The sequence below is a fragment of the Arthrobacter crystallopoietes genome (assembly GCF_017603825.1).
GTDB classification, from domain to species: domain Bacteria; phylum Actinomycetota; class Actinomycetes; order Actinomycetales; family Micrococcaceae; genus Crystallibacter; species Crystallibacter crystallopoietes_B.
Map to the genome: position 1 here is coordinate 3948753 of NZ_CP072014.1, position 13438 is coordinate 3962190.

12 protein-coding genes are annotated in these 13438 nt (G+C 64.0%); 5 read left to right on the forward strand and 7 right to left on the reverse strand.

All coding sequences use genetic code 11. From position 1 onward, the window contains the following. Window positions 1–10: 10 nt before the first annotated feature. Together J5251_RS18060 and J5251_RS18065 are read right to left on the reverse strand one after the other, a co-directional pair. Window positions 11–1711 carry a sodium:solute symporter family protein gene (locus J5251_RS18060; RefSeq protein ID WP_208574773.1) on the reverse strand — a complete coding sequence of 567 codons (1701 nt, stop codon included), beginning with the start codon at window positions 1709–1711 and terminating at the stop codon, window positions 11–13. 354 nt (window positions 1712–2065) lie between these two features. Further along, window positions 2066–2947 (reverse strand): PHP domain-containing protein, encoded by an 882-nt coding sequence (locus J5251_RS18065; protein WP_208574774.1) that lies wholly within the window; start codon window positions 2945–2947, stop codon window positions 2066–2068. 196 nt (window positions 2948–3143) lie between these two features. On the opposite strand from J5251_RS18065, the gene J5251_RS18070 reads away from it, so the two are divergent. Then, entirely contained in the window at window positions 3144–4601 is a 1458-nt protein-coding gene (locus tag J5251_RS18070) for an aminopeptidase P family protein (RefSeq protein ID WP_244250967.1), read from the forward strand. Window positions 4602–4724: 123 nt separating this feature from the next. Here J5251_RS18070 and J5251_RS18075 read toward each other — a convergent pair whose 3' ends face one another. Then, on the reverse strand, window positions 4725–5621 hold the full coding sequence (locus J5251_RS18075) for a general stress protein (RefSeq protein ID WP_208574776.1): 897 nt from the start codon (window positions 5619–5621) through the stop codon (window positions 4725–4727). A gap of 119 nt (window positions 5622–5740) precedes the next feature. Here J5251_RS18075 and J5251_RS18080 point away from each other — a divergent pair, with 119 nt between their 5' ends. From J5251_RS18080 to J5251_RS18090, 3 genes are read left to right on the forward strand one after another with little or no spacing between them, the layout of a single operon-like run. Beyond that, entirely contained in the window at window positions 5741–7024 is a 1284-nt protein-coding gene (locus tag J5251_RS18080; RefSeq protein ID WP_208574777.1) for a magnesium transporter MgtE N-terminal domain-containing protein, read from the forward strand. Continuing rightward, window positions 7017–7613 carry a DUF1003 domain-containing protein gene (locus J5251_RS18085; RefSeq protein ID WP_139004750.1) on the forward strand — a complete coding sequence of 199 codons (597 nt, stop codon included), beginning with the start codon at window positions 7017–7019 and terminating at the stop codon, window positions 7611–7613. The genes J5251_RS18080 and J5251_RS18085 overlap by 8 nt, the downstream gene beginning before the upstream one ends. A gap of 3 nt (window positions 7614–7616) precedes the next feature. Beyond that, a complete protein-coding gene (locus J5251_RS18090; RefSeq protein ID WP_240793010.1) occupies window positions 7617–8765 on the forward strand; it encodes an Mrp/NBP35 family ATP-binding protein in 1149 nt (382 codons plus the stop codon). On the opposite strand, the gene J5251_RS18095 is transcribed toward J5251_RS18090, so the two are convergent. From J5251_RS18095 to sigE, 3 genes are read right to left on the reverse strand one after another with little or no spacing between them, the layout of a single operon-like run. Beyond that, window positions 8762–9226, reverse strand: coding sequence for a twin-arginine translocase TatA/TatE family subunit (locus J5251_RS18095; RefSeq protein WP_139004749.1), 465 nt, complete (start codon window positions 9224–9226; stop codon window positions 8762–8764). The genes J5251_RS18090 and J5251_RS18095 overlap by 4 nt on opposite strands. 50 nt (window positions 9227–9276) lie before the next feature. Beyond that, window positions 9277–10293: an anti-sigma factor family protein gene (locus J5251_RS18100; protein ID WP_208574778.1), complete on the reverse strand. Its 1017-nt coding sequence runs from the start codon at window positions 10291–10293 to the stop codon at window positions 9277–9279. A 7-nt stretch (window positions 10294–10300) separates the two neighbouring features. Continuing rightward, a complete protein-coding gene (gene sigE, locus J5251_RS18105) occupies window positions 10301–10918 on the reverse strand; it encodes an RNA polymerase sigma factor SigE (protein ID WP_139004747.1) in 618 nt (205 codons plus the stop codon). 254 nt (window positions 10919–11172) lie between these two features. On the opposite strand from sigE, the gene J5251_RS18110 reads away from it, so the two are divergent. Continuing rightward, on the forward strand, window positions 11173–11805 hold the full coding sequence (locus tag J5251_RS18110) for an O-methyltransferase (protein ID WP_208574779.1): 633 nt from the start codon (window positions 11173–11175) through the stop codon (window positions 11803–11805). A 2-nt stretch (window positions 11806–11807) separates the two neighbouring features. Here J5251_RS18110 and J5251_RS18115 read toward each other — a convergent pair whose 3' ends face one another. Continuing rightward, on the reverse strand, window positions 11808–13430 hold the full coding sequence (locus J5251_RS18115; protein ID WP_208574780.1) for a leucyl aminopeptidase family protein: 1623 nt from the start codon (window positions 13428–13430) through the stop codon (window positions 11808–11810). Window positions 13431–13438 lie beyond the last annotated feature (8 nt).

Below are 13438 nucleotides of genomic sequence, written 5' to 3' on the forward strand. Positions count from 1 at the left end.
GATCTCTCCTTTACTTTCCTGCGCCGCTTGCAGCGGTGCCGGCAGCAGTAGCGTCGAGCTGCGGCTCCGTCTCGGAATCCGTGTCGTAATCGCCGATGCGCTGCTTGATCAGGGCGAAGTCGAAGTCCTGCTTGCTGCGCGCCGACATGGCGTAGCAGATCACGGTACTGACGGCGTAGGCCACCAGCGAACCGGTCAGAACCGTGTAATCATGCAGGAAGCCGATGACGAACGGTGCCGCAACCAACGCGCCCAGGGCACCAATGATCCTGGCTGCCTTGAGTCCGAAGAACCCAAAGGACATCAGGCCCAGCACAACGCCGATACCCACCACGGAGACCACGTCGAAGATGATCCCGGTGGCGCCGTCCATCGGGAACCATTCGAAACGGACCGGGATGAAGACGGCCAGTGCCGCCAGCACCGAAACAGTGAACGCCTTGTTGGTGACCTTGCCCCAGTAGAAGCTGGCGATCACCGGGAAGACCAGCGCTCCCCACAATGCACCGACGAAGACCAGCAGGTCGAGGATGTTCATCTGTCCGCTGGCGAAATACAACGCAGCGGCGGTGGCAACGATCATCGAGATGCGGCCAACCATCAGCATGGTCTTCGGGTTGGCGTTGCCCTTGGCGATGTTCTGTCCGTAGACGTCCGCCATCATGATCGAGGACAATGCGGCCAGATCAGAGTCGGCCGTCGAAGACAGAGCGCCGATGATCATGATCAGGAAGACACCCAGCAGGATCGGCCCCAGGTAGGTGGAGGCCATCTGCGGGATCAGGTTATTGGTGTCTCCGCCGGAAGGCGAAATACCAAGGTACAGCGCCATGACGCCGAGCATGCCGATACCGATGATGGTGGCTCCATAGCCGACCGTCGCGGTGACGAAGGTCTTCTTGATCAGGTCCTCACGCACTGCAAAGAGCCGCTGGGCGATGGTCTGGTTGCCGATAGCGTAGGCCAGCACTGCTGCGATGTACGGCGCACCCTGGTTCAGGAACGCATCCGAAGAGAAGAAGTTGGACTGCTGCGGCGTCAGATTTGCCGCACCCTGGGCAAACATGTCGGGGCCGCCTGCGGAGAAAAAGACCACCGGGATAATAACGACGACGGCGCCAAGCATGGCGACGACCTGGGCAAAGTCCGTCATCACGGAAGCCCGGAAGCCGGACCACAGCGTGTAGAGCAGCACGCCGGCGGCAATCACAATGATGCCTTGGGAGAAGCTGAACGGTGACAGCAACGCAATCAGTGCACCGCCGGCGATAAAGTTCGAGGTGAGGCTGATAAGGCTCCCGACGACGTTCGAACCGGCCAGCATGAGCTGGCTGGAACGACCGTGTCGGGCGTGCATAACCTCAGCGAGCGTGTGGGCTTTTGGCGCCACTTTGCGGATGCGCTTGCCGAAGGGGTAGATGAACAGGATCATCAGTGCACCCCAGAGACCATAATGGATCGGTCCCGAAATGCCGTAGGTGTAGCCCGACGTCGCCGAGGCGTACATGGAGGACGCCCAGATCCAGGTCGCCGTCATGCTGGCCGCGGAAATCCCGAAGCCGACTTTGTTGCCTGCGGTCATGTAACCGTCGGCGTTTTCCTTCTTTTTCCCGATGAGTGTGGACATCAGGAGTGTGCCGCCATAAAACAGCACCAACAGCAGGATTACCGTCCAGCCGCTCAGTTGATAGAACTCCGCCTCTGGCGTCATTCGTTTCCTCTCCTCATGACAGGCTCACCGGGCACCTGCCAGATTCAACGCGCGCCGGCCGTCGAGGCTCTATTTCCACGTTTCGTCCGGCGGTTCCTCGTCAAAAAGGCCGCGGACTTCTGAATCCGGTGATGGATTCGAGGCGCGCACTCCCGTCCGGCACGACGCCGGACCCAAACAAGCTGCATTCGCTGCAACACACAAAAATGCGGCCGGAATCCGTCCGCGCCGCAAAGGCAGTGGCTGTTCTTCAGCCGACTACGGGATTAGTAATGCTTCCTACTTGCGCGTTTTCCGGCTCAAAGACATCGGAAGATTGCCACAAGCAAGCATCGTACTTTCAATACTTTAGCATCATTGTGCCTGGTAGCCGTCTTTTGTGTCCCGCTGCGGGAGGTAGGCAGCACTTCCCGTGCCCCGTTCGAGGATCCTTTCGAGCACCTGCACAGACGTCGTATTCTCCCCCAGCCGGTTGGGTTTGCCCGCCCCGTGGTAGTCGCTGGATCCGGTGACCAGCAGCCCGTTTTCGGCGGCCAGCCGCCGGAGCCAGGCCTTGCCTTCCTCCGGATTATCCCGGTGGTCAACCTCCACGCCGTCGAGCCCGGCGTCGATCATTTCCCGGAAGACTTCTTCACCGACAACCCTGCCGCGGCTGGAGGCGACGGGATGGGCGAAGACGGCCACGCCGCCCGCCTGCTTAATCAGTTCGACGGCGCGCGCGGGTTCCGGGGCATAGTGCGTGATGTAATACCGCGAACGGGACGTCAAAATATGTGCGAACGCCTCGCTGCGGTCGGAAACGATGCCCGCCGCCACCAAGGCATCAGCGATATGCGGACGCCCCACCGTTGCGCCGTGGGCCGTATGGGCGTTAACGTCCGCCCAGGTGATCGGATAGTCCTCCGCCAGCAGTTCGACCATCCGTTCGGCCCTGGTCAGCCGCGCGTCCCGGGCTTTGCCAATTTCTGCCAGCAGTCCTGGGTGGGCCGGGTCGTGCAGGTAGGCCAGGACGTGCACACTGATCCCCTGCACAGAGTGGCAGGTCACTTCCATGCCGGGTACCAGCCCGATGCCGTACTCCCGTGCAGCCGCGAAAGCGGGCTCCCAGCCTGCCGTCGAATCGTGGTCGGTGAGCGCGACTACGTCCAGGCCTGCGGCGGCAGCCGAACGTACAACGTCGGCGGGCGGTTGCGTGCCGTCCGAGACTGTGGAGTGTGCGTGCAGATCGATTCTCACGCCACCAATCTACCGCGCACCGGCACCGGAATGCTGTGCTGGAACGTTTGGCAGGTCTTGGCGCCGGTGAGACGATGGTTCGGTGAGTACAGACGTCAATGACAGCGCCCCCCTGCAGGCTTCCGAAGGGCAGCCGCTCGAAGAGCGCGGAAACAACCGATCGCAACGCCCTGAATCCGATGCTTTTAAAGACTTCATGGGCAGCAACTGGGCCCCCAGTACCCCCCAAGCTCCCGCCAAAGCCGAGGTGGCACCACATGCCGCACGCCGCCGTCGTGCCATTTCGGAGAAGTTCCGTGGCGAGCGGCTGGTCATCCCCGCCGGTCCGCTCAAGGTCCGCTCCAATGACACGGACTACCGGTTCCGCCCGCATTCCGGCTTCGCCCACCTGACCGGCCTCGGACTGGACCATGAGCCCGAAGCCGTCCTGGTTCTGGAACCGACGGCAGAAGGCACGGGCGACGACGGCGGCCACCACCATGCCACGCTCTACTTCCGTCCGCTGTCGGGCCGGGATACGCCGGATTTCTATGCCAACGCACGCTACGGCGAATTCTGGATCGGCCCACGGCCCACCCTGCCCGAGCTCAACCAGCTGCTGGACCTGGACACCGCGGACCTGAGCGAGCTCGAGGTGGCCATCACCAAGGGCGCAGGCGTGGTCAGCGTCGGCGGAATGCGTATCCGCCTACTGCGCGAAGTGGACATGAACGTGGACGCGCTCGTCGACACTTCCCGCATCAACACGGGGGTGGACCTGGAAGAGTCCGACAAGCTCGACGCCTTGCTTGCCGAAGCCCTGTCCGAACTGCGCCTGCTCAAGGACGAGTGGGAAATTGCGGAAATCAAAAAGGCCGTAGCCGCCACCATCAACGGCTTCCATGAAGTGGTCAAGGTCCTGCCGCGCGCGATTACCCATGACCGGGGTGAGCGCGTGGTCGAAGGCGCGTTCTTCGCCCGCGCCCGTGAAGAGGGCAATGATCTCGGCTATGACACGATTGCCGCAGCGGGCAACAACGCAACGATCCTGCACTGGATCCGCAACAACGGCCGGGTCAACGCCGGCGATCTGCTGCTGCTCGATGCCGGGGTGGAGGCCGACTCCTTGTACACCGCGGACGTAACCCGCACCCTTCCGGTCAACGGCAGCTTCAGCGGGATCCAGCGCAAGATCTACCAGGCCGTGCTGGACGCGGCTGATGCCGGTTTCGCCGCCGCCCAGCCGGGCGCGAAGTTCCGCGATGTCCACACAGCTGCCGTAACGGTACTGGCCGAGCGGCTGGACGAGTGGGGTGTGCTGCCCGTTTCGTTGGAGGAGGCGCTGTCGGAGCGCGGCCAGCATCACCGGCGCTGGATGCCGCACGGGACCAGCCACCACCTGGGGCTGGACGTCCATGACTGTGCGCAGGCCAAGCGCGAGCTCTATCTGGACGGCATCCTCACGGAAGGCATGGTTTTCACCATCGAACCGGGCCTCTACTTCAAGAACGAAGACCTGGCGGTTCCGGAGGAATACCGCGGCATCGGTATCCGGATCGAGGATGACATCCTGATGACCGCCGATGGTCCGGTAAACCTCAGCGCAGCGCTGCCGCGCAAACCTGACGAGGTCGAGTCCTGGATGGCCGGCATCTACAGCCCCACGGGGGAATAGCCTGCCTGGCCGGGCAGCCTCTGTCCGGCCAATTGCCGCAGGACCAGACAGCAAAATCAGTAAGGGACGGAGCCGTTGCGGTTCCGTCCCTTACTGTTTTGTTTTCGCTGGAAGCCGGCGGCCTTACTGCCGCGGCTGCCCCGCAGGACCCTCCGGATGCTGGTCCTGTTTCCGCTCGTCGTCCGGATTACCCGAAGGCCCGCCGCGGTCATCCGGCTGGCCCTGTTCGTGCTCCGGCGAGATGCGGACGCCGTACTGGGGACGGCCGTCCGGCAGATCCGGGAAACGGCCCCGCACCGGCATACCCGTTGTCTCGCCGCCGTTTTCCTCGCCGGCACCTGCCGACGGCTGGCTGCTTGGCTGCGGCGGGATGCCTGGCTGGCCGGACTGGTTCTGGCCGGGCTGGTTCTGGCCGGGCTGCTGGTACGGATCGCCCCACTGTGCCGGACGGTCAGGCATCGGCTGCTGCTGCTGGGGTTGCTGCGGCTGCTGACCGTGGCCCGGCCCCTGTGCACCCGGGTGGAAAGCATGGCCGGGCATCGGCAGCTGTGAGGCCAGCCGGCGTGCCTCGTGCGCCACTTCGGTGGCAACGACGACGTCGTAGCTGGTAGCAACCGTCTGCTGGGTCGAGGTGAAGTCCCGCTTGCCGCGGGTAAACGCATAGCTGACCACACCGAACAGGATCCAGAACGCGGCGCCCATGGCCATCGAAGAGAGCACCAGCATGTAGCTTCCGCCACCGCCGAACAACATCAGCAGAAGCCCAACGAACAGACCGAACCATGCACCCGTTGCCGCCCCGGAGAGAGCAACCTTCGGATAACTCAGCCGGCCAGTGACGCGTTCCACGGACTTGAGGTCATTGCCTACAATGGTCACGTGCTGGACGGGGAACTCCTGGTCCGCCAGGTAGTCCACCACTTTCTGCGCGTCCAGGTAAGTCCGGTAGTTGCCGAGCAACTCGCCTTGCGGAAGCCCTGGCTTCAGGTCACGTGATTCGGTACGGCCAAGCATTGACATATCTTCATTGTCTCCCACATTGTCCCGTCAATGTGCCCGGTATCGCTTCAGGTGAACGTCTGCAGCCTTTGGCGCGCCCCGGTGCGGCTTGGACGGCGCATACCACGTAGCCTAATGGGGTGAGCACAAATCCAACCAGAGTCTTCGTTGCACGCCTGCTCGGCCTGGACGTTTTCGATCCTTTGGGCGACCGTCTGGGTCGGCTGCGTGATGCCGTAGCGCTTGACCGCGGCGGGGCCAAGCCGCCCCAGGTCGTGGGCATTGTCGTCGAGGTACCCGGCAAGAAACGCGTCTTTGTGCCTATGACCAGGATTACCTCGATCAACTCCAGCCAAATCATCTGTACCGGATTGGTCAACCTGCGCCGGTTCGAACAGCGTGGCGCGGAAATGCTGATGGTCGCGGAGATGTTCGACCGCCGGGTCACTCTGGCGGACGGCAGCGGCGACGCCACCATCGAAGACATTGCGATGGAAAAATCCAGGAACGGCGACTGGTACGTCTCCCAGCTGTTTGTCCGGCGCGGCCATTCCACGTCCCCGCTACGCAGCCTGCGCCGCAATGAGACGCTCATCATTGACTGGGACGAGGCCCAGCAGGGCGCCCGGAACGAGCCGCAGGCCGCAACGGCGTTCGTGGCCAGCCACGAGGACCTCAAAGCAGCGGACTTTGCCGAAGCCCTGCACGAGATGACGGGCAAACGCCGGATCGAGGTAGCCAGCGAGCTGCAGGACCAGCGGCTCGCCGCGGTGCTGCAGGAGCTTCCGGACGACGACCAGGTCCAGATCCTGTCCTCGCTGGACATTGAACGTGCCGCGGATGTCCTGGAAGAAATGGACCCCGACGACGCAGCAGACCTGCTGGCGGAACTGCCCGAAGAGCAGAAAGAAGAACTGCTCCAGCGCATGGAGCCAGAGGAAGCCAAAGACGTCCGACGCCTCATGGAGTATGAGGAGAACACTGCCGGCTCCATCATGACCCCGGTTCCGGTTATCCTGCCTCCGGAAGCTACGGTGGCCCAGGCTCTGGCCCACGTGCGCCGCGAGGAACTGACGCCCGCGTTGGCATCGGCCATTTTCGTCTGCCGGCCGCCGCTGGAAACACCCACTGGGCGCTATCTCGGCGTCGTGCATATCCAGCAGTTGCTGCGCTATCCGCCGCCGGAGGCATTGGGCAATATTGTGGATACGGACCTTGATCCGGTGTCGGACCAGGCTGACGTCAGCGAGGTGGCACGGATGCTGGCCACCTACAACCTGAACTCGCTCGCTGTGGTGAACGAGGACGACAGGCTCGTTGGTGCGGTTACGGTGGATGATGTGCTCGACCATCTGCTGCCCGACGACTGGAGGGCGCAGGATGATGAAGTATCGCTGAGCCGGAAGGTGGGCCGCAATGGCTGAGAAGAAGAATACCGCCGGTGCGCTGGACATCCCCCGCGAGGCGCGCGCCCGTCTGCTTCCGCGGTTGCGGCCCAACCCGGATGCTTTCGGCAGCGCCACCGAGAACTTCGCCCGGTTTATGGGAACCCCGCAGTTCCTGGTCTGGATGTCGGTCTTCTGTCTGATCTGGCTCGGCTGGAATACGTGGGGGCCGCCGTCGTTGCGCTTCGACAGCGCGGCACTGGGTTTCACCGCGCTGACGCTGATGCTTTCCTTGCAGGCATCCTACGCCGCACCGTTGCTGCTGCTGGCCCAGAACCGTCAGGACGACCGGGACAAGGTCTCGCTCCAGCAGGACCGCCAGCGGGCCGAGCGGAACCTTTCCGATACGGAGTACCTGACGCGTGAACTGGCGGCGCTGCGCATTGCGCTGCAGGAAGTGGCCACCCGCGACTTCGTCCGCAGCGAACTCCGAAGCGTCCTCGAGGAACTCCTTGAGTCCGACGACGGCGACGAGCGTCCCGTCCGCAGGGGTAAGAAGAAGGTCTCGGACGCGACTGCTGCCTTGCCCCGAATTTCCGCGCGTCCCCAGAAACAATCCGAAAGCTAGGCCGTGACACCGCATCGTCTCCTACCCGACAGGCAATCCGTCCAGCGGGCCCTGGAAAAAGTTATCGACCCGGAACTCCGCCGGCCGATCACCGAGCTGGGCATGCTGAAGGATTTTTCCATTGACGACGACGGCGCTGTCACCGTGGAAGTGCTGCTCACCATCGCAGGATGTCCCCTTCGCGACACGATTACCGACGATGTTGAGAAGTCCTTGGCAGCCTTACCCGGGATCAGCGCGGTTTCGGTGGTGCTGGACGTGATGACCCAGGAACAGCGCACGGCCTTGAAGGAACGGCTCAAGGGCCCTGGCGCGGAACGCGGCATTCCCTTCAACGATCCGTCCTCGCTGACCAGGATCTACGCCGTGGCCAGCGGCAAGGGCGGCGTGGGCAAATCCAGCGTCACCGTAAATCTCGCGTGCGCCATGGCGGCCCAAGGACTGCGGGTGGGAATCATCGATGCCGACGTTTACGGTTTCTCCATCCCCGGCCTGATGGGCATCACCAGTGCCCCCACGCGCGTGGACGAAATGATCCTGCCGCCGGTGGCCTACGGCGTGAAAACCATCTCCATCGGCATGTTCGTCTCGGGAAACCAGCCTGTGGCGTGGCGCGGACCGATGCTCCACCGCGCACTGGAGCAGTTCCTGACCGATGTTTATTTCGGCGACCTTGACGCGCTGTTCCTGGACTTGCCGCCCGGCACCGGGGACATCGCCATCTCCGTATCGCAGCTGCTGCCCGAGTCCCGGATACTCGTGGTCACAACGCCGCAAAGCGCTGCCGCCGATGTCGCAGAACGGGCGGGGTCCATCGCGGTGCAAACGGGCCAGCAGATCGCAGGCGTCATCGAGAACATGTCCTGGCTTGAGCTGGAGGACGGCAGCCGGGTGGAAGTCTTCGGCGCCGGCGGCGGGCAGGTGGTGGCCGAGCGGTTGAGCAGCACGCTGGACAAAGACATCAAACTTCTGGGCAGTGTCCCCTTGGATCCGCGCCTTCGGGAAGGTGGCGACCGCGGCGAACCCATCGTCCTGGCTGGCGGGCCGGCAGGGTCTTCACCGGCAGCCAAGGCCTTGCGGAGCATCGCCGCGGAGCTGGCATCCCGCCCCCGCGGCCTCGCCGGCCGTCCGTTGGGGGTCAGCCCGGCCTAGGTGGCCTCGACGTCGAAAGGTGCAGCCTGGCCCGGCTCGAGCCGCTCAATCCGTCTGGTCCCGGGGCCTGCTCCTGGACCCGCTGCTGCTGTAGAGGTTCCAGCCGTTTTCGTCGCCGTTGCGGCAGCGGCCGCGCCAGCGGCTCCGGCCGCCAGGGCAGGAGTTGACTTCGCTGTACTGCGCTGCGGGCCAAAATAGTCGTCTTCATCGTCGTCAAGCAGAGCTTCCTTGATGATCCGGCGCGGGTCGTACTGACGTGGATCGAGCTTGCGCCAGTCCATATCAACAATTTCGTCGCCGACTTCTTCGCGGAGCTGGTCTTTGGCCCCGGCCGCCATTCTCCGCAGCTGCTTAACCAGCCGGCCCAACTGGGCGGCGTATTCGGGCAAACGCTCAGGACCGAGCACTATCACGGCAATTACCGCGAGAATGATCAGTTCCGATCCGTTAATTCCGAGCACGTTTGAAGATTACCTGTTCCGGACCTGTAACAGCCAACTTTGGTCAGGGATCATCGCTCGCCCGCAGGTTCGATCAGCTTTCCCAGCCCGCGGATGATCCGGTTGACCGGATCGTCCGCGGGTTCTTCTTCCGGAAGCATCAGTCGTGACTTCTCCGTCACGATGATCTGGTTGACCGTCTCCGGCAGGGCCGAGAGCGGGATGTCCGCCCACACTGTGTAAGTCACGTTGTCCGAGTCCAGCACAACGGTCCAGTCAGTGCCCGAGTGCACCCACATCTCCCGGTCCATGCCGTCCACCGGATGGAACCCGTCAGCTGCCACGGTGTTTCCTGTCACGGCATTCACCGCGGCCTCGGCGCGGGTGGCATCAGGCTCATCGTTCCTGATCCGCTCCGTGCCGCGACGTTGTTCGGTAACGACAACAGTGCCGGTCTCTTCATTCGCGAGCTCTATCCGGACGGCCGGCGCTCCGGCAATTTCGATTTTTCGTGCGGAGACGAACTCATAACCCATCCCGACAAGCTGTGGACAGTTCCATCCGTGGCCACGGAGTTCGGCGAGTCCTTCGCGGTCCAGTTCATGGACGCTGCCGGCGAGACTGGGCTGCAGTTCCTGTGTTCCCTGCCAGTCCGAGCCGGAGGAACCGGCACCGCTGGCATCGGGACTGGAGTCTTCACCGCCGAGCACATAGGCCGTCCCCGCAGTCAGGGCCGCGAAACCCGTCAAGACGCTGCACACCGTCAGCGCAGTGCGGTGGCGCGGAGACCCTGCTGATTCCCTCTCCGCGTACGGCATCGCTGCCCCCGGCGAGGCCGGTGCATCATCGGGCGTACCCGTGGAGACGGCTACGAAGGCCTGGGAACTGCGGCTCAGGATTCTACTGGTCAGGTCCGGGCCGGGCGGCGGCACGTCGAGGGCACGCAGGCGCTCCTGAATGGCGCGGTGTTCCGCAACAGAGTCACGGCATCGCGCGCAGCGCTGCAGGTGGCGTTCAAAACCTGGCCGGCGCTCGTCAGCGAGTTCGCCGTCCAGATACTCCGCCAGATCACGTTCGGGGTGGCGCATGGTGGATTCAGTGTGCTCCGGCCACGCGGGGTAGTTTCAGCCGGGAAGGCCGTTTCGCAGCAGGGTCGCGGTGTGCCAGCTTCTCACGCAGCATGCTGCGTCCGCGGTGAATGCGCGAACGCACAGTGCCGAGCTTGACGCCCAAGGCTGCGGAGACTTCGTCGTAGGAAAGGCCCTCCAGGTCGCACAGTACAACCGCCGCCCGGAAGTCGGGCGGAAGATCTTCAAGCGCTGCCTGCACATCGACGTCGAGATTGTTGAATTCGAAGCTGCGTTCCGGCCCCGGATCGCGGCCGGGAATACGTGCTTCCGCGTCCTCGGCGAGCCCGTCGAAACGGATCCGGCTCTTCCGCCGGGCCTGGTCCAGAAAGAGGTTGGTGGTGATCCTGTGCAGCCAGCCGTCAAGCGTGCCGGGTTTGAAGTTCTCGAGGGAGCGGAACACCCGGACGAAGACTTCCTGGGTGAGGTCTTCGGCGTCGTGCTTGTTGCCGGTGAGTCGGTAGGCGAGCCGATAGACCTTGGCCGAGTGGTTGGTGACTACTTCCTCCCAGGTCGGAGCAACCCACGGCGTCTCCGCCCCGGCAGCGGCCGGCTCTTCAGTGGCGTCCTGCTGCAACCTAGTCATAGCTACTCCCCTCGGCAGTTGCCCGTTCGCTTCAGCCCTGGCTACGTTCGGGTCTGAGGTACGTCCCCCGGCAACCGTGAAACACATTTGACCTACGGATGTCTATCCTCACCCAGAAAGCTGGGAGAATTCTGTTAGTCACCTGCATGAAGGCGCAACACGAGGGCGTCTCGCTCTCCCGCGGCCCGGATAGGCGGCAGTAGCAGTAGGCTGGGGCTGGAATATGAAGATTCTTCCTGAGAAAGTGATGGTTCATGAGCGCCGATAAGCAGACCAGTTGGTCCTACACGGAGGGACTGCCCACCGAGGATGAGGTATTGCTCCGCGCACGTGAACGCTCCTACGAACTCGGCGTCGCCACGGTAAGTCCCGGCGTTGCCGCCGCCTTGACGGTTCTGGCCGCAGGTTCCAAAGCACACACCGTGGTAGAGATCGGTTCGGGCGCGGGCGTTTCGGGCGTCTGCCTGCTGCGCGGCCTGCCCGCCAATGCCGTGCTTACCACCATTGATTCCGATGTGGACCATCTGCGGGCCGCCCGCGAAGCTTACGCCGAGGCAGGAATTCCCAGCAACCGCACCCGGACCATTTCCGGCCGCGCGGCCGACGTGCTGCCGCGGCTGACAGACGGCGCTTACGATCTGGTCTTTGTGGATGCCGATAAGCCCTCCTACCCCCTCTATGTGGAGCGGGCCGTACGGCTGCTCAAGAGCGGCGGGATGCTAATCATTAACGACGCGCTGGACAAGGACCGTGTCTCGGACCCGGCCATCCGGGAGGAGACCACCAACACCTTGCGGCAGGTGGGCAAGAGCGTCCGGGAAAACGAAGACCTGATCTCGACCGTCCTGCCCACCGGTGACGGACTGTTGCTGGCCGTCAAACGCTGAGGCTAGCCGCGGTAACCGGCCAGGAACGACAGCAGGAGGCGTGCGCCGTAGCCGGTAGCGCCCTTGGTGACCTCTGCTTCATCGGCGGTGGCCCGGGCCGGACCGGCGATGTCCAGGTGGATCCACGGGGTCTGGCCGACAAACTCCCGAAGGAACAGCGCCGCCGTGATCGAACCGGCCTGGACCTTGGACTTCGGTGAAGAAATATGGGACAGGTCCGCCACGGTGGAATCCAGCGAGGACCGGTACTCCTCCGCTGCCTCCGCCAGGGGCATATGCCACACCCGCTCCCCCGACAGCTCGGCTGCACGTTCGAAACCGCTCACCAGATCCTGCCTGGTTCCGTATAATGCGGCATGCCGCCGGCCCAGTCCCAGTGAAGCCGCGCCCGTCAGCGTTGCAATGTCGATCAGCACATCCGGTGCCAGTTCGTCACGGGCAAACGCAAGGGCATCGGCGAGCACCATGCGCCCTTCGGCGTCGGTATTACCGATTTCAACGGTGGTGCCGTCGTAGGTCCTGACGACGTCACCCGGACGATAGGAGGCGGCCCCGATGGAATTCTCGGCCAGTGCCAGCAGGCCGGTGACACGGTGCGGAATACCAAGTTCGGCGGCCGCGTTCAGCACGGCCAGTACGACGCCGGCACCCGCCATGTCCGTTTTCATCGGCACCATTGCTTCACGCGGCTTCAGCGATACCCCGCCCGTGTCGAACGTGATGCCTTTGCCCACCAGGACAATATGCTGCGCATCCGGGGCGGCATTCGCCGGGGTGTAGGACAGCTGGACCAGCCGGGATTCATGCTCGGACCCCCGGCCCACCGCCAGCAGGCCGCCGAATCCGCCGGCTGCGAGCTCTGCGTCATTCCAAATGCGCACCTCGAGCCCGCTCTCGGCAGCGAGGCGTTCGGACTGCCCAGCCATCCACGCCGGGTTCTTGATGTTTGAAGGCATGTTCGCCAGGTTGCGGGCCAGCCAGACGGCCTTGGCCGTTGCGCCCGCCGCGGCCAAGGCCGTCTCGGACGCCCCCGTCAGCTCCAAGGTGCGGGCCATCGGCTTCGGAGCAGGCGAGGTGCCGGCCCTCGGCGGACGGTAACCACCGAGCAGGAAACCCTCGACGAAGGCCTGCTGTGCCAGCTCATCCAGCCCGTCGACGACGCTGGCGCGAATGGTTTCCACACCGAAAGTCGCCTTGGCCAGGGCCGCTCCCGCCTTGCGCAGGCTGGTCGGCGATTCGTCACCGACACCAAGGAACAGCAACCGTTGAGGCAGGCCGGATTGCCGGCGAGGTGCAGTAACGGCCAGAATTTCAGCGGCCTTGCCGGTCACCGAGTTCACCTCTGCCAGGACAGCTACGTCGACGTCGTACCTGGCGGCAGCTTCCGCTGCACCCTGCCGCGGCTGCGGTGTTGCCCGCTCGTCGGAATTCCCGCCCGGGACACCCGTAACGCCGGAGGTGCCGATAGGAACCACCAGCACGCTGAGTCCTGTGCCCGGTTCCGGCACCACGTGGTCCTTGTCCAGCCCGGGCCGGGCCACGAGTGTGGAAAGGCTCGGTGCGGCCAGCGCCGCTTCAAGCGTCCCGGCGGTCAGTTCGTCTGGTGTAGCTGCAGGGTGGCCCACTCGCTCAG

Excerpts from the sequence above, each read along its gene's own strand:
- J5251_RS18100 (WP_208574778.1), bottom strand. The coding sequence starts at position 10,293 with ATGCGCCACCCCGAACGTGATCTGGCGGAGTATCTGGACGGCGAACTC.
- J5251_RS18060 (WP_208574773.1), bottom strand. The coding sequence starts at position 1,711 with ATGACGCCAGAGGCGGAGTTCTATCAACTGAGCGGCTGGACGGTAATC.
- J5251_RS18085 (WP_139004750.1), top strand. The coding sequence starts at position 7,017 with ATGGCTGAGAAGAAGAATACCGCCGGTGCGCTGGACATCCCCCGCGAG.
- sigE (WP_139004747.1), bottom strand. The coding sequence starts at position 10,918 with ATGACTAGGTTGCAGCAGGACGCCACTGAAGAGCCGGCCGCTGCCGGG.
- J5251_RS18070 (WP_244250967.1), top strand. The coding sequence starts at position 3,144 with ATGGGCAGCAACTGGGCCCCCAGTACCCCCCAAGCTCCCGCCAAAGCC.
- J5251_RS18110 (WP_208574779.1), top strand. The coding sequence starts at position 11,173 with ATGAGCGCCGATAAGCAGACCAGTTGGTCCTACACGGAGGGACTGCCC.
- J5251_RS18075 (WP_208574776.1), bottom strand. The coding sequence starts at position 5,621 with ATGTCAATGCTTGGCCGTACCGAATCACGTGACCTGAAGCCAGGGCTT.